Annotated in this window: 15 protein-coding genes; 6 read left to right on the forward strand and 9 right to left on the reverse strand. The window is 64.3% G+C overall.

Going from position 1 to position 20,028, the window contains the following annotated elements; translation table 11 throughout:
- Positions 1 to 198: 198 nt before the first annotated feature.
- From ACFY68_RS17490 to ACFY68_RS17500, 3 genes are read right to left on the reverse strand one after another with little or no spacing between them, the layout of a single operon-like run.
- Complete coding sequence (locus ACFY68_RS17490) at positions 199 to 1,440, reverse strand: lipoprotein-releasing ABC transporter permease subunit (RefSeq protein ID WP_387529735.1); 1,242 nt, start codon at positions 1,438 to 1,440, stop codon at positions 199 to 201.
- Positions 1,441 to 1,496: 56 nt separating this feature from the next.
- Positions 1,497 to 2,180 carry a lipoprotein-releasing ABC transporter ATP-binding protein LolD gene (gene lolD / locus ACFY68_RS17495; protein WP_346613858.1) on the reverse strand — a complete coding sequence of 228 codons (684 nt, stop codon included), beginning with the start codon at positions 2,178 to 2,180 and terminating at the stop codon, positions 1,497 to 1,499.
- Positions 2,181 to 2,187: 7 nt separating this feature from the next.
- A complete protein-coding gene (locus tag ACFY68_RS17500) occupies positions 2,188 to 3,438 on the reverse strand; it encodes a lipoprotein-releasing ABC transporter permease subunit (protein ID WP_346613857.1) in 1,251 nt (416 codons plus the stop codon).
- 93 nt (positions 3,439 to 3,531) lie between these two features.
- Between ACFY68_RS17500 and ACFY68_RS17505 the strand changes: the two genes are divergently transcribed.
- Positions 3,532 to 4,116, forward strand: coding sequence for a PilZ domain-containing protein (locus ACFY68_RS17505; protein ID WP_387529738.1), 585 nt, complete (start codon positions 3,532 to 3,534; stop codon positions 4,114 to 4,116).
- Between the two features lie 31 nt (positions 4,117 to 4,147).
- Positions 4,148 to 4,864: a glycerophosphodiester phosphodiesterase gene (locus tag ACFY68_RS17510; protein WP_387529741.1), complete on the forward strand. Its 717-nt coding sequence runs from the start codon at positions 4,148 to 4,150 to the stop codon at positions 4,862 to 4,864.
- Positions 4,865 to 4,912: 48 nt separating this feature from the next.
- On the opposite strand, the gene sthA is transcribed toward ACFY68_RS17510, so the two are convergent.
- From sthA to ACFY68_RS17525, 3 genes are all read right to left on the reverse strand, one after another.
- Positions 4,913 to 6,307: a Si-specific NAD(P)(+) transhydrogenase gene (gene sthA, locus ACFY68_RS17515; RefSeq protein WP_346613853.1), complete on the reverse strand. Its 1,395-nt coding sequence runs from the start codon at positions 6,305 to 6,307 to the stop codon at positions 4,913 to 4,915.
- Between the two features lie 204 nt (positions 6,308 to 6,511).
- Positions 6,512 to 7,510, reverse strand: coding sequence for an FAD:protein FMN transferase (locus tag ACFY68_RS17520; RefSeq protein ID WP_387529744.1), 999 nt, complete (start codon positions 7,508 to 7,510; stop codon positions 6,512 to 6,514).
- Positions 7,511 to 7,707: 197 nt separating this feature from the next.
- Complete coding sequence (locus ACFY68_RS17525) at positions 7,708 to 9,171, reverse strand: glyceraldehyde-3-phosphate dehydrogenase (protein WP_346613851.1); 1,464 nt, start codon at positions 9,169 to 9,171, stop codon at positions 7,708 to 7,710.
- Between the two features lie 169 nt (positions 9,172 to 9,340).
- Here ACFY68_RS17525 and mfd point away from each other — a divergent pair, with 169 nt between their 5' ends.
- The 3 genes from mfd to ACFY68_RS17540 are packed head-to-tail and all read left to right on the forward strand — an operon-like array spanning position 9,341 to position 16,700.
- The gene (gene mfd, locus ACFY68_RS17530; RefSeq protein WP_387529748.1) at positions 9,341 to 12,790 is read left to right on the forward strand and encodes a transcription-repair coupling factor; all 3,450 of its coding nucleotides are present in this window, start codon (positions 9,341 to 9,343) and stop codon (positions 12,788 to 12,790) included.
- A 9-nt stretch (positions 12,791 to 12,799) separates the two neighbouring features.
- Positions 12,800 to 13,372, forward strand: coding sequence for a CsiV family protein (locus tag ACFY68_RS17535; RefSeq protein WP_387529751.1), 573 nt, complete (start codon positions 12,800 to 12,802; stop codon positions 13,370 to 13,372).
- Positions 13,373 to 13,403: 31 nt separating this feature from the next.
- Entirely contained in the window at positions 13,404 to 16,700 is a 3,297-nt protein-coding gene (locus tag ACFY68_RS17540; protein ID WP_387529954.1) for an SNF2-related protein, read from the forward strand.
- Positions 16,701 to 16,887: 187 nt separating this feature from the next.
- Here the strand turns inward: ACFY68_RS17540 and nagZ are convergent, their stop codons facing one another.
- Genes nagZ through ACFY68_RS17555 form a run of 3 tightly spaced genes read right to left on the reverse strand, consistent with a single transcriptional unit; the run spans position 16,888 to position 19,181 of the window.
- On the reverse strand, positions 16,888 to 17,886 hold the full coding sequence (gene nagZ / locus ACFY68_RS17545; RefSeq protein WP_387529957.1) for a beta-N-acetylhexosaminidase: 999 nt from the start codon (positions 17,884 to 17,886) through the stop codon (positions 16,888 to 16,890).
- 22 nt (positions 17,887 to 17,908) lie between these two features.
- Positions 17,909 to 18,433 (reverse strand): L,D-transpeptidase family protein, encoded by a 525-nt coding sequence (locus ACFY68_RS17550; protein ID WP_387529754.1) that lies wholly within the window; start codon positions 18,431 to 18,433, stop codon positions 17,909 to 17,911.
- Between the two features lie 40 nt (positions 18,434 to 18,473).
- Positions 18,474 to 19,181: a TetR/AcrR family transcriptional regulator gene (locus tag ACFY68_RS17555; RefSeq protein ID WP_387529757.1), complete on the reverse strand. Its 708-nt coding sequence runs from the start codon at positions 19,179 to 19,181 to the stop codon at positions 18,474 to 18,476.
- A 225-nt stretch (positions 19,182 to 19,406) separates the two neighbouring features.
- Between ACFY68_RS17555 and lexA the strand changes: the two genes are divergently transcribed.
- Positions 19,407 to 20,015, forward strand: coding sequence for a transcriptional repressor LexA (lexA, locus tag ACFY68_RS17560; protein ID WP_346613845.1), 609 nt, complete (start codon positions 19,407 to 19,409; stop codon positions 20,013 to 20,015).
- The last annotated feature ends 13 nt before the right edge of the window (positions 20,016 to 20,028 follow it).

The following is a 20,028-nucleotide window of genomic DNA, read 5'->3' on the forward strand; positions in this document are numbered from 1 at the left end:
TCGCGGGGCTGCCCTGCAGCCCATCGCCGGCAAGCCAGCTCCTACAGGTACAGCAGCGTCATCAAGTGCTGCACTGACCGCGGGGCTGCTTTGCAGCCCATTGCCGGCATGCCGGCGCCTACAGGTACAACAGCGTCATCAAGTGCTGCACTGTACCTGTGGGAGCCGGCTTGCCGGCGATAGGCCGTCAATGACGCTTCAGACCGCCAGCCCGATCGCCGGCTGCACCTGCGAAGCCCGATACGCAGGATAAATGGTCGCCAGGAAGCTCATCACCAAACCCGCCGTACAGATGATCGCCACATCCCCCCACTGCAGCTCGGACGGCAGACTGCTGATGAAGTACACATCCGACGTGAAGATGTGCTGCCCGCTCACCCGCTCCAGCCAGCCGACAATCTGGCTGACATTGAACGCGGCGATCACCCCCAGCACACCACCAATCAAGGTACCGACAATGCCGATCAGGCTGCCCTGAACCATGAAGGTGGCCATGATCTGTGCCGGCGTGGCCCCCAGGGTGCGCAGGATGGCGATGTCCGGCCCCTTGTCGTTCACCACCATCACCAGGGTGGCGATGATGTTGAATGCCGCCACGGCGATGATCATCATCAGCAACAGGCCGATCATGGTCTTTTCCATCTTCATGGCGCTGAACAGGCTGCCCTGGGTGTGCGACCAGTCATCGGCGCGGTAGGCATCGCCCAGGCCGGCCGCGATGGCCTTGGAAACCTGTGGCGCGGCATACAGATCATGCAGTTTCAGGCGCACGCCCTGCACCTGGCCCGGTGCCCAGCGCTGCATCTCGCCGGCGTCGGCCACATGCATGTACGCCTGCGAGCCATCCAGCTCGGCGCCTACCTTGAAGATACCGACCACCGTCAGGCGCTGCATGCGCGGGGTGATGCCGCCCGGCTCCTTGCTGATTTCCGGCACGATCAGGGTCAGCTTGTCACCGGTATTGAGGCGGAAACGCCGCGCGGTCAGCTCGCCGATGACCACACCGTATTCACCCGGCTGCAAGGCCTGCAGGCGGCCCTGGACGATGTGCTGGCCAACGATCGAGACGTTGCCCTCCTCGGCCGGGTCGATGCCGCTGACCTGGATCGGCTGCATGGCGCCCTTGTAGGAGAGCATGCCCTCCATCTCGGTGATCGGCGCGGCGGCCACAACCGCGGGGTTCTGCAGGGCAGCGTCAGCGGCCTTGCGCCAGTCGTCCAGCGGCTGCACGCCGAGGATGCTGGCATGCGGCACCAGGCCGAGGATGCGCGAGCTCATTTCGCGCTGGAAGCCGTTCATCACCGACAGCACCACGATCATCGCCAGCACGCCCAGCGACAGGCCGATCATCGAGGTCATCGAGATGAACGAGATGAAATGGTTGCGGCGCTTGGCACGGGTGTAGCGCGCACCGATGAACAAGGGCAAGGGTCTGAACATGTAAAACACCCAATGAAAAAGTTGCGGGGCGGCTCAGGCCACCCCGTGCAAGCGGCTCAGATCGCCACCAGGTGACCGTCGTCGAGTTTCAGCACGCGGTCCATCTGGCGCGCCAGGTTGAGGTCATGGGTCACCACCAGGAACGCCGTGCGCGAAGAGCTGGAAAGCTCCTGCATCAGCTCCTGGATGCCCTGGGCGGTGTGGTGGTCCAGGTTGCCGGTCGGCTCGTCGAGCATCACCAGGCCCGGGCGGTTGACCAGCGCACGGGCAATCGCCACGCGCTGGCGCTCACCGCCGGACAGCTCGGCAGGCTTGTGATGCAGGCGGTGGCCCAGGCCCACACGCTCCAGCAGTGCTTGCGCGCGCTCGCGGGCTTCGGGGATGGCGGTGCGGCCGATCAGCAGCGGCATGCACACGTTCTCCATCGCGGTGAACTCGGGCAGCAGGTGGTGGAACTGGTAAACGAAGCCCAGCTCACGGTTGCGCAGCAGGCCGCGCGCGCGCTCGCCCAGCGCCGACAGCTCTTCGCCGGCCAGCCAGACGCTGCCCTGGGTCGGCCGGTCGAGGCCGCCCAGCAGGTTGAGCAAGGTACTCTTGCCCGAGCCCGAACTGCCAACGATGGCCACCCGCTCACCGGCGTGCAGCTCAAGGTTGAGCCCGGACAGCACCTTCACCGACTCCGGGCCCTCGTCGTAGGACTTGCCCAGGTTGCGGCAGCTCAGAACGGCTTTATCACTCATGCGCGACTCACTCATAACGTAGCGCCTCTGCAGGCTGGGTGCGCGCCGCACGCCAGGCCGGGTACAGGGTGGCGAAGAAACTCAGGACCAGCGCCGCACCGCAGACCATGTACACGTCCTGGGACTGGATCTGCGACGGCAGGTAATCGATGAAATACACGTCGGCGTTGAGGAATTTGTGCCCGATCAGCTTCTCGATGCCGGCGATCGCTGCGCTGACATTGAGCGCGGCGACGATGCCGACCACAGCGCCGATCAGTGTGCCAATCACCCCGATCACCGTCCCCTGGACCATGAAGATGGCCATGATCTGCCCAGGTGTGGCGCCCAGGGTTCGCAGGATGGCGATGTCACCGCGCTTGTCGTTGACCACCATCACCAGGGTGGAAATGATGTTGAACGCCGCCACCGCGACGATCAGCAACAGCAGCAGGCCGATCATGGCCTTCTCCATGCGGATCGCCTGGTACAGGTTGCCGTGGGTACGGGTCCAGTCGCGGCTGTAGTACTCCTGTTCGCCCAGCTGCTGGGCGATGCTCCAGGCCACACGTGGCGCCTGGAACAGGTCGTCGAACTTCAGGCGCAGGCCCTGCACCTGGTCCGGCTTCCAGCGGTGCAGGCGGGACAGGTCGGCGATGTTGGTCAGGCCCAGGTAGCCGTCGATTTCGCCAGCACCGACGTGGAATGTGCCCACCACGGTGAAGCGCTTCATGCGCGGGAACATGCCGGCCGGCGTGACGCTGACTTCCGGGGCGACGAAGGTCAGCTTGTCGCCGATGGCCACCCCCAGCTTGGCGGCGGCCTTGTCGCCGATCATGATGCCCCACTCGCCCGGCGCCAGCTGGTCAAGGCGGCCTTGCTGGATGAAGTTGTCGATGATCGACACCTCACGTTCGCGGGCCGGGTCGATGCCGTTGAGCAGCACCTTCTGCACCTTGCCGTCATGGGTCAGCAGGCCCTGCATCTGGGTGTAGGGCGCTACCGCCAGCACCTGCGGATTCTGCTTTACTTGTTGAGCAAGGGCGGGCCAGTCGTTGATCGGCTGGCCGCTCTCGAGCGTGGCGTGAGGGACCATGCCGAGCACGCGGGTACGCATCTCGTGGTCGAAACCGTTCATCACCGAGAGCACCACGATCATCACCACCACGCCCAGGGCGAGGCCGATCATCGAGGTCAGGGATATGAACGAGACGAAGTGGTTACGGCGCTTGGCACGGGTGTAACGCGTACCGATGAATGCGAAAAGAGGTCTGAACATGTCGGGGCTTGTTCGGATGAAAGGGAACGTCCTTGTGGCGAGGCGCCTGTGGCGGCTTTACACTCGGACCACCGCCGCTACCATGGGTTCGCCATGACGACATTAGACGAAGAAGATCGCCGCGAATACTACCGCATCGAAGATCGGATCGCACTGGAAATCAGCCCCTTGAGCGCGGCCGAAGCCCTTGAGCCAGAACTGTTGCAGGATGATTCGCCGTTGTTCAACCTGCTCAGCGAGCTGCACCTGTCCGACTTCGAGTCGCAGCACCTGCTGCGCCAGCTGAGCGACAAGGACCGCACACTGGCTGCCTTTCTGCGGGCACAGAGCAAGCGCCTGGACCTGCTCAGCGCAGTGGTCGCGCAAACCTTGCTCGGCGAGATCGGCCAGCCGCAACGGGTGATTATCTCCGAAGGCGGCATCGAGTTCGCGCAGCGTCAGCAGATCGCCCCCGGCACCCGGGTCAGGGTGAAGATGGTGCTGATGCCCCGCGCCCACGGTTTGCTGCTGCGCGGCAAGGTCACCCACTGCGACCCGCAGCCCGACGGCAGTTTCGAACTGGGCACCGAATTCACCGACATGACCGACGCCCAGCGCCAGTTGCTGGCCCGCTACATCCTGCAGCGCCAACAGCAGCAACGGCGCCAGCAGTTGGAACAGAGCGACCCCGCCCCCTGAGCCTTTTCATTCTTGACCTGAAGGAACGAACGTGACCCTTATCTACGGCCACCGCGGCGCCAAGGGCGAAGCGCCCGAGAACACCCTGCACAGCTTCCGCCAGTGCCTGTCCCACGGCGTCAACCGCTGCGAACTGGACCTGCACCTGTCGGCCGACAACGAGCTGATGGTCATTCACGACCCTAGCCTCAAACGCACCACCGGAAGGCGTGGCAAGGTCGTCGAACACCCGGCTGCCGACCTGGTCACCTACGACGCACGCAAGGGCGGCCCGGGCCATATGCAGCCCTGCCCTATCCCACGGCTGGAAGAACTGTTCGAAAAATGCGCCTTCGAGCACTGGCAGCTGGAGGTCAAGAGCGCCTCGCGCACCCGCGCCGCCACCACCGTGTTGGCCATCCGCGAACTGGCCCAGCAGTACGGCCTGTTGGACAAAGTGACCATCACCTCGAGTTCACGGGAAGTACTGGGCGCCGCGCTGGAGCTGGTGCCGGACGTGAAGCGCGGGCTGGTCGCCGAGTACGCCTGGCTCGACCCGCTGAAGGTCGCGCAGAACTATGGCTGCGAGCTGCTGGCATTGAACTGGACACTGTGCACCCCCGAGCGCCTGCTCAAAGCGCAGGGCCAGGGTTTGCATGTGTCGGTATGGACGGTCAACGAACCGGCACTGATGCGCCGGCTTGCTGATTTTGGCGTGGACAGCCTGATTACAGACTTTCCCGGTTTGGCCAAGACCACCCTCGGGTAGGGCTGAAATCGGTCTCCCCGACCGGCTCAGGCCACCGGCCGGAGCCGCTTAAAAAAGCCGGTTCAGGCCGTCGTAGGCAGCTACCCGATAGGCTTCGGCCATGGTCGGGTAGTTGAACGTGGTGTTGACGAAATACTTCAGGTTATTCAGCTCGCCCGGCTGGTTCATGATCGCCTGGCCGATGTGGACGATTTCCGAAGCCTGGTAGCCGAAGCAGTGCACGCCAAGGATTTCCAGGGTTTCGCGGTGGAACAGGATTTTCAGCATGCCTTGCGGCTCGCCGGCGATCTGCGCACGCGCCATGCTCTTGAAGAACGCCTTGCCCACTTCGTACGGCACCTTGGCCTGGGTCAGCTCCTGCTCGTTCTTGCCGATCGAGCTGATCTCCGGAATCGTGTAGATACCGGTCGGCACGTCGTTGACGAAGCGCCAGCTGCCGTTGTCGACAATGCTGCCGGCCGCCGAACGGCCCTGGTCGTGGGCAGCGCTGGCCAGGCTTGGCCAGCCGATCACGTCACCGGCGCCGTAGATATTCGGCACGGCGGTGCGGTACGCCTCGTCGACTTCGATCTGGCCACGGCTGTTGACCTTGATACCGATGTTTTCCAGGCCCAGCTTGTCGGTGTTGCCGGTACGGCCGTTGCACCACAGCAAGGCGTCGGCCTTGATCTTCTTGCCCGACTTCAGGTGCAGGATCACACCGTTGTCCAGGCCTTCGACCCGCTCGTACTCCTCGTTGTGGCGCACGGTGATGTTGTTGTTGCTGAAGTGGTAGCTCAGCGCCTGGGAAATTTCCGAGTCGAGGAAGCTCAGCAACTGGCCACGGTTGTCGACCAGCTCGACCAGCACACCCAGGCCGCTGAAGATCGAGGCGTATTCGCAACCGATCACCCCGGCGCCGTAAACGATCAGCTTGCGCGGGGTATGGCTCAGGCTGAGGATGGTGTCGCTGTCGTAGACGCGCGGGTGGTGGAAGTCGATGTCGGCCGGGCGATAAGGGCGCGAGCCGGTAGCGATGATGATGTGCTTGGCGTTGAGCTTTTCTACCACACCATTGGGGCACACCACTTCGATGGTCTGCTCGTCGGCAAAGCTGCCAGTGCCGAAGAACAGGTCGACGCGGTTACGGGCGTAGTAGCCGGTACGCGAAGCGACCTGCTTGGAGATCACCTTCTCGGCGCTTTTGAGCACGTCCGGGAAGGAGAACCAGCGCGGCTCACCGATGGCACGGAACATCGGGTTGGTGTTGAACTGCATGATCTGCCGCACCGAGTGACGCAGTGCCTTGGACGGGATGGTGCCCAAGTGGGTGCAGTTGCCACCGACCTGGCGACGGCTGTCGACCATCGCCACCTTGCGCCCTGCTTTGGCGGCGTTCATTGCCGCGCCTTCTCCGGCCGGGCCGGAACCCAACACCACTACGTCGTAGTTGTAGACAGCCATGCGTACTCCTTCAGAACTGGCCCGCTGGCCACGGTCGCCGCGGGACTCGATCATGCCGCCGGGGCGCCATGAGAAAATTCGGGTGCAGTCTAATCAAGCGTGAACGGCGCGCACATTAACCCTTGGTCGCGTCGTAGGCCAATTTTGCCTGCACTACATGTGCATTCACCCATTCCCTGGCCTTGATCTTCCCTGCTTGCGCTTTCACTCGCCTTTCAGCGCCCGTTCGAATGCGGGCGTCGCTCGGGAGACGAAACCACCCTCTGCCCGAGTCACCAATACCGCTGCCAGGTCGTGGGCGATGGCGAAGTCCCAGCCGCGCTCAGGCCCAAGGATCAGCAGCAGGGTCGAATAGCCGTCGGCCTGCAGCGCCGAGGCATCGAGCACGGTGACGGCGGCCAGGTCGTGATCGACCGGGCGCCCGAGGCGGGCATCGAAGGTGTGCGAATAGCGCCGGCCATTCTGCTCGAAATAGTGCCGATAGTCACCCGAGGTCGACACACCCAGCCCATTTACCGGGATTACCTGGCGGGCAATCTGGCGGTCTTCGCGGGGCAATTCCAGGGCGATGCGCCACGGGCTGCCATCGGGTTTGCGGCCAACGGCCTTGAGCTCGCCGGTGGCTTCGGCGATGAAGTTGGCAATGCCCATGGCGCTCAGGCGCGCGGCAATCAGGTCGACGGCATGCCCGGCGGCCATGCTGTTGAAGTCCAGCTGCACCGCAGCGTCCTTGCACAGCGCCTGCCCTTCGATGCGCAGGTGCCGGTAGCCGACGCGCTGGCGGGCCTGGGCCAGGGCCTGCGGGTCAGGCACCTGCTCATGCCGAGCCTGGGGGCCGAAACCCCAGAGGTCAAGCAGCGGCTCGACGGTGAGGTCGAAGGCGCCATCGCTCTGCCTGGCCAGGTGCTGGCCGAGGCTGACCAGTTCGAGCATGTCGGGCGGCAGGGCCAGGCACTGGTTGGCGGGCAGCTGGTTGAACTGGCTGACGGTGGAGTCGCCGCGGTAGGTCGAGTAGTGCTGGTCGATGTCGTGAAGGATGGTTTCGACGGCGGCCTGCACCTGGACAGGTGCGGGGCCGCCGGGCTCGCGGACGTACTGGATGCTGTAGCTGCTGCCCATGGTCGGGCCGCCCAGGCGCTCCAGGGTCGGGCCTTGGTTGCAGGCGGTGAGGAGCATCAGGATGAACAGGAGGGCTGTGCGCAAAATTTCAGTTCTCGGTTGCCAGTGCCGGCCCCTTCGCGGGGCAAGCCCGCTCCCACAGGGTCACCTCGACCCAGCGGATGTCACTCACTTTGTGGGAGCGGGCTTGCCCCGCGAAGAGGCCGGTACAGACACCATAAATACAGGCAAAAAAAACGGGAACCCGAAGGTTCCCGTTTTTTCATTGCCTTACAAGCGAATCAGCGTGGAAACGCTGGCGGGTTCACACCGGCCATGTCTTCCATCACGCGAACCACCTGGCAGCTGTAACCGAACTCGTTGTCGTACCAGACGTACAGAACAACGCGGTTATCGTTGGCGATGGTCGCTTCGGCATCAACCACACCGGCGTGGCGCGAGCCCACGAAGTCGGTCGAAACCACTTCCTGGGAGCTGACGTAGTCGATCTGCTTGTGCAGTTCCGAGTGCATGGCCGTCTGGCGCAGGTACTCGTTGATTTCATCGCGGTTCGTGGCTTTCTCAAGGTTCAGGTTGAGGATGGCCATCGAAACGTTCGGCGTCGGTACGCGAATGGCGTTGCCAGTCAGCTTGCCCTTGAGCACTGGCAGTGCCTTGGCGGCTGCAGTGGCTGCACCGGTCTCGGTGATGACCATGTTCAGCGGCGCGGCGCGGCCACGGCGGCTGCCCTTGTGGAAGTTGTCGATCAGGTTCTGGTCGTTGGTGAACGAGTGAACGGTTTCGACGTGGCCGTTGACGATGCCGTACTTGTCGTTGACAGCCTTCAGCACCGGCACGATGGCGTTGGTGGTGCAGGAAGCGGCCGAGATGATCTTGTCATCGGCGGCGATGTCACCGTGGTTGATGCCGTGCACGATGTTCTTCAGCGCGCCCTTGCCCGGTGCGGTGAGGATCACGCGGGCAGCGCCCGGGCAGGCCAGGTGCTGGCCCAGGCCGTCGGCGTCACGCCATACACCGGTGTTGTCGACGATCAGCGCGTTCTCGATGCCGTACTGGGTGTAGTCGACTTCGCTCGGGTTCTTGGCGTAGATGATCTGGATCAGGTTGCCGTTGGCGGTCAGGGTGTTGTTGGCTTCATCGATGGTGATGGTGCCATCGAACGGGCCGTGCACCGAGTCACGACGCAGCAGGCTGGCGCGCTTGACCAGGTCGTTTTCAGCACCCTTGCGCACAACGATGGCGCGCAGACGCAGGCCGTCGCCACCACCGGTCTTCTCGATCAGGATGCGCGCCAGCAGGCGGCCGATGCGGCCGAAGCCGTACAGGACGACGTCGGTGCCTTTGCGCGCCGAAGCGTTCTGCTGGCCAACTACGTCAGCCAGTTCTTCACGGACGAACTGCTCGGCAGTCTTGCCGTTGCCTTCCTGCTTGAACTTGTTGGCCAGCTTGCCCAGGTCGACCGAAGCGGCGCCCAGTTTCAGCTCGCTCATGGCCTTGAGCAGGGGGAATGTCTCGTGGACGGACAGCTCGGTTTCGTCGGTTTGGCGGTGACGCGCAAAGCGGTGCGCCTTGAGAATCGAGATAACCGAACGGTTGATCAGGCTGCGGCCATAGATCGAGCTCACCACGTTGTTATTGCGGTAGAGCTGACCGATAAGCGGGATCATCGCTTCAGCAAGTGCTTCACGATCGATCCACTCACCAAGACACTGGTCGGGCTTCTGAGTCACGGGAACCTTCCACATGTAGGGGGAGAAAAAAGGGGCTACATTATGACGCCCCAACGCGTAACCGGCAATGAGCGCCTGTCGTGGTAGCCGAAGCCTGAGTTCACGCCCCTTCTCGAGCCTGACATCACGCACCGGCACCGGTACAATCGGTCTCTTTGCCGCAACGCTTGGAGTGCAATCTCCCGTGTCAGTTCTGCGCCTACCGCAAATGTCGGCCACGGCCGGCAAACAAACCTGGGGCAACCTGCCAGGTGCCGCCCTCAGCCTTGCCATCGCCGAGGCCGCCAGCAGTGCTGGCCGCTTCACGCTGCTGCTGACCGCCGACAGCCAGGCTGCCGACCGTCTGGAACAGGAGCTGCGCTTCTTTGCCCCAGACCTGCCGGTGCTGCCGTTCCCCGATTGGGAAACCCTGCCCTACGACCTGTTCTCGCCGCACCAGGACATCATCTCCCAGCGCATCGCCAGCCTTTATCGGCTGCCGGAGCTGAGCCATGGCATCCTCGTCGTGCCGATCACCACTGCCCTGCACCGCCTGGCGCCGACGCGCTTCCTGCTCGGCAGCAGCCTGGTGCTGGACGTGGGCCAGACCATCGACGTCGAACAGATGCGCTCGCGCCTGGAAGCCAGCGGCTATCGCTGCGTCGACACGGTCTACGAGCACGGCGAATTCGCTGTGCGTGGCGCGCTGATCGACCTGTTCCCGATGGGCAGCAAACTGCCCTACCGCATCGACCTGTTCGACGACGAAATCGAAACACTGCGCACCTTCGACCCGGAGACCCAGCGCTCGATCGACAAGGTCGACTCGATCCGCCTGCTGCCGGCGCGCGAATTCCCCATGCAGAAGGAAGAAGTGACGCGCTTCAAGGCCCGCTTCCGCGAACGCTTCGACGTCGACTTCCGCCGCAGCGCGATCTTCCAGGACCTGGCCAGCGGCATCATCCCCGCCGGTATCGAGTACTACCTGCCGCTGTTCTTCGAAGAAACCTCGACCCTGTTCGACTACCTGCCGAGCGACACCCAGGTGTTCTCCCTGCCAGGCGTCGAACAGGCCGCCGAGCACTTCTGGAACGATGTGCGCGGGCGCTATGAAGACCGCCGCGGCGACCTCAGCCGCCCACTGCTGCCACCGGCCGAGCTGTTCCTGCCGGTGGAAGACTGCTTAGCCCGGCTGAAACAGTGGCCGCGGGTAGTGGTCAGCGCCGACGACGTCGAGGCCGGCAGCGGCCGGGAACGCTTCCCAGCTCGCGCCCTGCCCAACCTGGCCATCGAGGCCAAAGCCAACCAGCCGCTGGCGGCGCTGTCCGAATTCCTCGACCAGTTCAACGGCCGGGTGCTGTTCACCGCCGAATCGGCGGGCCGGCGTGAAGTGCTTCTGGAGCTGCTTGAGCGCCTCAAGCTGAGGCCGCAGACGGTCGAAGGCTGGGCCGACTTCATCACCGGCAACGCGCGCCTGGCGATCACCATCGCCCCGCTCGACGATGGCCTGGTGCTCGAAGACCCAGGCCTGGCCCTGGTCGCCGAAAGCCCGCTGTTCGGCCAGCGCGTGATGCAGCGCCGGCGCCGCGACAAGCGCGGCGAGGCGGCCAACGACGCCGTCATCAAGAACCTTACCGAGCTGCGCGAAGGCGCGCCGGTGGTGCACATCGACCACGGCGTGGGCCGCTACCTGGGCCTGGCCACACTGGAAATCGACGGCCAGGCCGCCGAGTTCCTGACCCTGGAGTACGCCGAGAACGCCAAGCTCTACGTGCCCGTGGCCAACCTGCACCTGATTGCCCGCTACACCGGCAGCGACGACGCCCTGGCCCCGCTGCACCGGCTGGGTTCGGAAGCCTGGCAGAAGGCCAAGCGCAAGGCCGCCGAGCAAGTGCGCGACGTTGCCGCCGAACTGCTCGACATCTATGCCCGCCGCGCCGCGCGTAAAGGCTATGCCTTCGCCGACCCGGCCGCCGACTATGCCACCTTCAGTGCCGGCTTCCCGTTCGAGGAAACCCCCGACCAGCAGAACGCCATCGAAGCGGTGCGTGCCGACATGCTCGCCGCCAAGCCGATGGACCGCCTGGTGTGCGGCGACGTGGGCTTCGGCAAAACCGAGGTGGCCATGCGCGCAGCGTTCATCGCCGTGCACAGTGGCCGCCAGGTAGCGGTGCTGGTGCCCACTACCCTACTGGCCCAGCAGCACTACAACAGCTTCCGCGACCGCTTCGCCGACTGGCCGGTGACGGTTGAAGTGATGAGCCGTTTCAAATCGGCCAAGGAAGTGGCCAGCGCTGCCGCAGACCTTGCCGAAGGCAAGATCGACATCCTCATCGGCACCCACAAGCTGTTGCAGGACGATGTGCGCTTCAAGGACCTGGGCCTGGTGGTGATCGACGAGGAGCACCGTTTTGGCGTACGTCAGAAGGAACAGCTCAAGGCCCTGCGCAGCGAGGTGGACATCCTCACCCTGACCGCCACGCCGATCCCGCGCACCCTGAACATGGCCGTGGCCGGCATGCGAGACCTGTCGATCATCGCTACCCCGCCAGCCCGGCGCCTGTCGGTGCGCACCTTTGTCATGGAGCAGAACAACAGCACGGTCAAAGAAGCCCTGCTGCGTGAACTGCTGCGCGGCGGCCAGGTGTATTACCTGCACAACGATGTGAAAACCATCGAGAAATGCGCCGCCGACCTCGCCGAACTGGTGCCGGAAGCGCGCATCGGCATCGGCCACGGGCAGATGCGCGAGCGTGAACTGGAACAGGTGATGAGCGACTTCTACCACAAGCGCTTCAACGTGCTGATCGCCTCGACCATCATCGAGACCGGCATCGACGTGCCCAGCGCCAACACCATCGTCATCGAGCGCGCCGACAAGTTCGGCCTGGCCCAGTTGCACCAGCTGCGCGGCCGGGTCGGCCGTAGCCACCACCAGGCCTACGCCTACCTGCTCACCCCGGCACGGCAAAAGGTCAGCAGCGACGCCGAGAAACGCCTGGAGGCCATCGCCAACACCCAGGACCTGGGCGCAGGCTTCGTGCTGGCCACCAACGACCTGGAAATCCGCGGTGCCGGCGAGCTGTTGGGCGAAGGCCAGAGCGGGCAGATCCAGGCCGTGGGCTTTACCCTGTACATGGAAATGCTCGAACGCGCGGTCAAGGCCATCCGCAAGGGCACCCAGCCGAACCTTGAGCAACCGCTTGGCGGCGGCCCGGAGATCAACCTGCGCCTGCCGGCGCTGATCCCCGAGGATTACCTGCCTGACGTGCATGCGCGGCTGATCCTCTACAAACGCATCGCCTCGGCGGCCGACGAAGAAGGCCTCAAGGACCTGCAAGTGGAGATGATCGACCGCTTCGGCCTGCTGCCCGAGCCGACCAAAAACCTGATGCGCCTGACCCAGCTCAAGCTGCAGGCAGAAAAGCTCGGCATCAAGAAAGTCGACGCCGGCCCCAATGGCGGCAAGCTCGAGTTCGAGGCCGAAACCCCGGTCGACCCGCTGACCCTGATCAAGCTGATCCAGGGCCAGCCCAAACGCTACAAGTTCGAAGGCGCCACGCAGTTCCGCTTCCTGGTCCCCATGGAACGCCCCGACGAACGCTTCAACACTCTGGAGGCGCTGTTCGAGCGCCTGACCCCACAGACAGCCTAAGGAAGATCCATGCGTGCCATCCGTTGCCTGACCTTGTTGCTTGCGCTGTTCGCGCCGGCGGCCTTCGCCGAAGGCCTGTATCAGGTAGAAATGATCCTTGTGCGGCAGAACAGCGTGCCCGCCTTCACCAGCCCGTTCGCGCCCGAAGACTGGAGCGCTGGCGCGCCGCGCCTGGACAAAGGCGCCGAGCGCCCGTTGGCGCTGGAAGATGAAGCCACACGGCTGCAGGCGACGGCAGACTACACCGTGCTGCTGCACAAGGCCTGGCAGCAGCCAGTGGTCGACGGCGCGAGCCGCATTGCCCTGAGCGCTGGCGAGGAGCAATTCGGCCACTTCCCGATCGAAGGCAACCTGAGCATCACCAACGGCCGCTTCATCGCCGTGGACGCCAATGTCTGGGTCAACCAGCTCGACGGCAACGGCAACGTGCTGCAAAGCGAGCAGTTCCGGCAGAGCAACAGCAACATGAAAGGCGGCCAGCTGACCTTCCTCGACGGGGGCCACCTGGCGGTACTGCTGAAGGTCACGCCACCGGGCACACGCAAGATGCCGCAGATGGACCCGGAAATGATGGAGCAGTGATGTGAGCGCGGCCGATGCGCAGCACTTGTTGATGGCTTACCCGCACTGGGTCGATTTTATTGAACCCGGCGCGTTGGCCCGGGGGCGGAATTACGCTGCGCAGGAGCGCACCCGCATCGTCTCGTCGAATGACGGAACCATCGAAGCGACCTGCGAGGGGTCGGCGGACCAGAGATACCACCAGACCATCAACTTGGTGATCAACGGCCCCGACCTGCGCGTTTTCGGGCGCTGTACCTGCCCAGTGGGGCTCAACTGCAAGCACTGCGTTGCCGCACTCCTGCATGTGCAGAGCGGCGGGGGCTGCCTGGCGCCGCCTATGCCCCAAGAGCAGGCCGCCTTGGTGCTGCCACCGGATCTAAACCTGTGGGTCCAGGCGCTCGAGTCGCCCGCGCCGCGCACTGCAACCGGCGAGCCTGTGCGCAAGGGCCCGGCAATCTACTATCGCATCCAGATGGACCGCGAGCATTGGCAACTGGAGGCGATCAAGGGCACCCGGCAAGCCGATGGCACCTTGAAAATCGGCCGAATCACGTCGATGCCCGAATTGATCTACTACACCCCGCGCTACGTTACCGAGGAAGATGCGCGGTTGCTTCGGCTGATCGACGCCCGCAGCAAAACCATTGCGCCAGTGGTGGAGCTGGAGGGTAAGCAAGGCGCAGAACTGTTTGGTTATGCCCTGGCGACAGGGCGCCTGCTCTGCGAAGAAGACCCCGCACCAATGGCGGCCGGGCCTGAGCGGCATGCGGAATTTCGCTGGGTCAGGCTGGACAACGGCAGTTACCGGGGGGCCTGGTACCTCGATGATCAGGTCCAGCTGCAGGCCTTGCCCATCGACCCTATGTACTACGTGGACAAACAGAGGCATCAGGCCGGCAAGCTACGCCACGACCTCGACCCCTTCATCGCCAGCCAGCTTGCACGCGCGCCCACTGTCCCCGAACACCTGGTTGTCCCCTTGAGCCACCGATTGAACGCCTTGAACCGCCAAGTCCCCACGCCTACCGCGGTGAACACCCAGCAGGTCGATGACATCCCGCCCAAAGGCCGGCTGACGCTCGGTAGCCTCGAATTCAGCGCCTACATGCCCAAGACCGGCCGCATGCAGCGCCAGATGCAGCACCGCGCCGCGCTGGCGTTCGACTACGATGGCCTGCGCGCCAGCGGCAGTGACGACAAGCCGCTGACCCGGCTTGTGGACGCCACCAGCCAACGCATCCGCCGCCAGCCAGCGGCCGAGCAGGCACTGCGCAAAACCCTGCGCGACCTGGGCTTCAAGCCCGCCACCCGGCAAAGCAAAGCCCTGCCAGACAGCGCCGGCGAAATGCTCCAGCTGCCCGACGACGAAGCCTGGCTGCGCTTCGCCCGCGATGGCCTGCCACGCCTGCGCGACGCCGGCTGGGAAGTCGACATCTACCGCGACTTCGCCTTCAACCTGCAGGACGTGGACGACTGGTACGCCAGTATCGAAGAAGCGCCGGGCCATGAATGGTTCGACCTGGAGCTGGGCATCGTCGTCGAAGGCCAGCGCCACAGCCTGCTGCCAATCGTGCTGCAGTTGCTGCGCAGCAACCCCGAGCTGCTGCGCCCCAGCGAGCTGGCCCGGCGCAGCGACGATGAGCACCTGCTGATAGACCTCAACCGCGGCCGGCTGGACAGCCCCGCGCTGCGCGTCGCCCTGCCCTACGGGCGAATCAAGGCGGTGATGGGCACCCTCGGCGAGCTGTACCTGCACGAGGGCAGTGCGGGCCCCGCATTGCGCATGGACCGCGCCGACGCGGCACGCCTGAACGAGATCGAACACCTGCCACTGCACTGGGAGGGTGGCGCCCATGTGCGTGACCTCGGCCGGCGCCTGCGCGATGCACGCGACCTGCAGGTGGCCCCACCCGCCGCACTCAACGCCACCCTGCGCCCCTACCAGCAGCAGGGCCTCAACTGGCTGCAGGCGCTGCGCGAAATGGGCACCGGTGGCATCCTGGGCGACGACATGGGCCTGGGCAAGACCTTGCAGGCCCTGGCCCACCTGCTGCTGGAAAAACAGCACGGGCGCCTGGCCCACCCCGCCCTGGCTGTAATGCCGACCAGCCTGGTGCCCAACTGGCTCGACGAGGCCAAGCGCTTTGCGCCAGGCCTGCGTGTGCTTGCCCTGCAGGGGCCCGGCCGCAGCAAGCATTTCGCCAAATTGCACGAATACGACCTGGTGCTGACCACCTACGCCCTGGTGCCGCGCGACCTTGACCATCTGCGCGCGCAAACGTGGAGCGTGCTGGTGCTGGACGAGGCGCAGAACATCAAGAGCAGCACCAGCAAGGCCGCCCTTGCCGTCTGCGATCTGCAGGCCAACCAGCGCCTGTGCCTGACCGGCACGCCGATGGAAAACAACCTGGGCGAGCTGTGGTCGATCTTCCATTTCCTCATGCCCGGCTGGTTGGGCGAGCTCAAACGCTTCAACCAGGATTACCGCACCCCGATCGAGCGCCATGGCGACACCGAGCGCCTGGCTCACCTGGTTACCCGTATTCGTCCATTTTTGCTGCGCCGCACCAAGGAGCAGGTGGCCACGGAGTTGCCGCCCAAGACCGAGATGGTGCACTGGGTGGAACTCAGCGATGCCCAGCGCGATACCTACGAAGCCGTGCGGGTCGCCATGGACAAAAAGGTGCGCGACGAGATCGCCCGCAATGGCGCAGCACGCAGCCAGATCGTGATCCTCGATGCGCTGCTAAAGCTACGCCAGGTGTGCTGCGATTTGCGCCTGGTGAAAGGGGCCGAGACCAAAGGCAACCAGGCCGACAAAGGCAAGTTGGGTGCGCTGCTGGACATGCTCGAAGAGCTGCTCAGCGAAGGCCGACGGGTGCTGCTGTTCTCGCAGTTCACCTCGATGCTGGCACTGATCGAACAAGAGCTGGACAAGCGCAAGATCCGCTACAGCCTGCTCACCGGCGACACCCGCGACAGGCGCACACCCGTGCAGCAGTTCCAGCAGGGCGACAGCGAGGTGTTCCTGATCAGCCTCAAGGCCGGCGGCGTGGGGCTTAACCTGACCGCTGCCGACACGGTGATTCACTTCGACCCCTGGTGGAACCCGGCCAGTGAGAATCAGGCGACCGACCGTGCGTACCGTATCGGTCAGGACAAGCCGGTTTTCGTGTTCAAGCTGATCACGCGCGGCACGGTGGAGGAGAAGATCCAACAGCTGCAGCAGGAGAAGGCTGCCTTGGCGGCGAGCCTGCTCGATGGTGGGCAGGCTGGGCAGTGGCGGCTGGGGGACGAGGAGATCGAGGCGTTGTTCGCGCCGCTGCCAGGCAAGCGCGGCCGCTGACAGCCAGGCCGGCCTCTTCGCGGGGCAAGCCCGCTCCCACAGACTGGACTGCCCAAAGAGGTTGGATATCAGCCCAGCCCTAGGGGCAGTCCAGATTTGTAAGTTGGCTATCAACCCAACCCTTGGGGCAGTCCAGATTGTAGTGAGTCTGTGGGAGCGGGCTTGCCCCGCGAAGAGGCCGGCCCGGTCAATCCACCAACTGCGCCTCGCGCAATGCCCCCAGCGCCTCCAGCCAACGCGGCTGCTGGCGGTAATCGGTCCGCGCAAAACCCTGCCCACGCATGCGCGCAATACGCGGCGAAGGCGTGACCTTCAAGCGCTGCGCTGCAGTCAACGCCAACTCCGCCGCCGCCCGGTCGTTGCACACCAGGCCCATGTCGCAGCCCGCACTCAGAGCCGCCTCAATGCGGTTGGCCGCATCGCCGACCACATGGGCACCGGCCATGGACAAGTCGTCACTGAAGATCACCCCGTCAAAGCCCAGCTCGCCGCGCAGGATGTCCTGCAGCCAGCGGCGTGAAAAGCCGGCCGGCTGGTTGTCGACCTGCGGATAGATGACGTGCGCCGGCATCACCGCCGCCAACTGGCCGCTGAGGCGTGTGAACGGTACCAAGTCCGCCTGGCGCAGCTCGTCGAGGCTGCGCTCGTCGGTCGGGATGGCTACATGCGAATCCGCCTCGGCCCAGCCGTGCCCGGGGAAATGCTTGCCACAGGCGGCCATGCCCGCTGCGTTCATGCCGCGAATGAAAGCGCCGGCCAGTTGGGTGGCACGCTGCGGATCGCCTTCGAAAGCGCGGCTGCCGACCACCGCGCTGCGCTGGTGGTCAAGGTCGAGCACCGGGGCGAAGCTCAGGTCCAGGCCAACCGCCAGCACCTCGGTGGCCATCAACCAGCCGCACTGTTCGGCCAGGTATTCGGCGTTGGGGTTATCAGCGATTGCACGCATCGCCGGCAAACGCACGAAGCCCTGACGCAGGCGCTGTACCCGCCCGCCTTCCTGGTCCACGGCCAGAATCAGGTCGGGGCGAATGGCACGGATCGACGTGCACAGCTCACGCACCTGGCGCGGGCTGTCGATGTTGCGGGCAAAGATGATCAGGCCGGCCACTTCTGGCTGGCGCAGGAGTTGGCGGTCTTCGGCGGTCAGCCATTTACCGGCGATATCCACCATCAGGGAGCCTTGCAGGCTGACGGTCATAGGCAATCCTTCATTGCAGACTTAAAGAAGCCCACTGGGGGCATGCGGCCTGCTCGATGCGCACCGGGCAATGCGCCGGAACACGCTCGAACAGGCCAAGCAGATCGGTGTTGCGCAGGCGTATGCAGCCATGGGACAGCGGAACGCCCAAGGGTTCCGTGTCGGGCGTGCCGTGCAGGTAGATATAACGGCGGAACGTGTCCACCACACCCAGCCGGTTGACCCCTGGCTCGCAGCCGCTGAGCCAGAGAATGCGGGTGAGGACCCAGTCGCGTCCGGGGTGTTGGGCGTGCAGTTCGGGCGACCAGACCTCTCCGGTCCAGCGCCGCCCACATAGCACGGCATTGAGCGGCAAGCCTGCACCAATCTTTGCACGCACCTGGTGCAGCCCTCGTGGTGTACGTCCGGACCCGTTGCGCTCCCCGGCGCCATTGCGCGCCGTGGAAACAGCAAGCCGCAGGCACAGCCGCCCTTGGGCAAAGCCATAGAGGCGCTGGTCAGCGAGGGAAATATGCAGGAAATCGAGGTCGGGCATGGGCGCTAGCTTAGCCGAAGCGCCCTGCCCCGCCCAGCCTTCAGGCTTTGGCGGTGGTGCTGCTGGTCTTGCTGCGCGGGCGCAATTGGGCCGCCGCCATGGCGTCATCGGTGACCCCGCTGTCGGCGCGCATGCCGGCGGCGAGGAATGGCACCATCAGACGCATGACCTGCTCGATCGAGGTGTTGATGCCGAAATCGGTTTCGGCGATGGCACGCAGCGCCTTGATACCGGACATGCTGAACGCCGCGGCACCCAGCATGAAGTGCACGCGCCAGAACAGCTCAAGCGGCGGAATGCGCGGCGCGGCTTCGTTGACCAACAGCATGTAGCGGCGGAACACCTTGCCGTACATGTCCTCCAGGTAGCGCCGCAGATGCCCCTGGCTCTGGCTGAAGGCCAGGCCCAACAGGCGCATGAAGATCGACAGGTCATTATTGCTGCGCGGCTGCACCACCAGCGCCTGCTCCACGAGCATTTCCAGCAGTTCTTCGAGGCTGGGCTTTTGCTCAGGCTTGGCCTGACGCCGCTCCAATTCGCGCTCGAGGCTGGCGCAGAATGGCCCCAGGAAGCGCGAGAAGACCGCCTGGATCAGGGCTTTCTTGGAACCAAAGTGGTAATTGACCGCCGCCAGGTTGACCCCGGCCTTGCTGGTAATCAACCGCAACGAGGTTTCCGCAAACCCCCTTTCCGCAAACAGCTGCTCGGCAGCATCGAGAATGCGTTCAACGGTTTCCGATTGGGCCATGACCACTCCGCCAGACAGACAAACAAACAGGTGTTTGAAACATACGTTTCAGCCCTGATGATGTCAAGGCTCGGTGACCGTGCGGTCGCCATTAGAAAGCCACAGGTTCCAAGCTGCAAGCATCACGATGGGTAGCGCAGCGCTTTTTCTTGCAGCTTGGAGCTTGCAGCTCATCCAGTACTGTATATAATCCCAGTCACTGTATAAAAAGACAGAGCGCCTGCCATGTTGAAACTGACGCCACGCCAAGCCGAAATTCTGGCCTTTATCAAACGCTGCCTCGAAGACAACGGCTTCCCACCGACGCGTGCGGAGATCGCTCAGGAGCTGGGCTTCAAGTCGCCCAACGCCGCCGAGGAGCACTTAAAGGCCCTCGCCCGCAAAGGCGCCATCGAAATGACCCCGGGCGCTTCCCGGGGCATCCGCATTCCGGGCCTTGAAGCGAAAGCCGAAGAAAGCGGCCTGCCGATCATCGGTCGGGTCGCGGCCGGTGCACCGATCCTCGCCGAGCAGCACATAGAGCAATCGTGCAACATCAACCCGACCTTCTTCCACCCGCCTGCCGACTATTTGTTGCGCGTGCACGGCATGAGCATGAAGGATGTCGGCATTTTCGACGGTGATCTGCTGGCAGTGCACACCTGCCGCGAGGCTCGTAACGGCCAGATCGTCGTCGCCCGAATCGGCGATGAAGTGACCGTCAAGCGCTTCAAGCGCGAAGGCAGCAAGGTCTGGCTGATCGCCGAAAACCCGGAGTTCGCCCCCATCGAAGTCGACCTGAAAGATCAGGAACTGGTGATCGAGGGTTTGAGTGTCGGCGTCATTCGCCGCTGAACCAGGAGGCGTC

Origin of the sequence: Pseudomonas sp. NPDC012596, assembly GCF_042902325.1 — a bacterium.
GTDB lineage: Bacteria > Pseudomonadota > Gammaproteobacteria > Pseudomonadales > Pseudomonadaceae > Aquipseudomonas.

Coding starts and splice junctions, on each gene's coding strand:
- ACFY68_RS17540 (WP_387529954.1), top strand. CDS start 13,404: ATGGCTTACCCGCACTGGGTCGATTTTATTGAACCCGGCGCGTTGGCC.
- ACFY68_RS17490 (WP_387529735.1), bottom strand. CDS start 1,440: ATGTTCAGACCCTTGCCCTTGTTCATCGGTGCGCGCTACACCCGTGCC.
- ACFY68_RS17505 (WP_387529738.1), top strand. CDS start 3,532: ATGACGACATTAGACGAAGAAGATCGCCGCGAATACTACCGCATCGAA.
- lolD (WP_346613858.1), bottom strand. CDS start 2,180: ATGAGTGATAAAGCCGTTCTGAGCTGCCGCAACCTGGGCAAGTCCTAC.
- ACFY68_RS17525 (WP_346613851.1), bottom strand. CDS start 9,171: ATGTGGAAGGTTCCCGTGACTCAGAAGCCCGACCAGTGTCTTGGTGAG.
- lexA (WP_346613845.1), top strand. CDS start 19,407: ATGTTGAAACTGACGCCACGCCAAGCCGAAATTCTGGCCTTTATCAAA.
- sthA (WP_346613853.1), bottom strand. CDS start 6,307: ATGGCTGTCTACAACTACGACGTAGTGGTGTTGGGTTCCGGCCCGGCC.
- ACFY68_RS17550 (WP_387529754.1), bottom strand. CDS start 18,433: ATGCCCGACCTCGATTTCCTGCATATTTCCCTCGCTGACCAGCGCCTC.
- ACFY68_RS17535 (WP_387529751.1), top strand. CDS start 12,800: ATGCGTGCCATCCGTTGCCTGACCTTGTTGCTTGCGCTGTTCGCGCCG.
- ACFY68_RS17500 (WP_346613857.1), bottom strand. CDS start 3,438: ATGTTCAGACCTCTTTTCGCATTCATCGGTACGCGTTACACCCGTGCC.
- ACFY68_RS17555 (WP_387529757.1), bottom strand. CDS start 19,181: ATGGCCCAATCGGAAACCGTTGAACGCATTCTCGATGCTGCCGAGCAG.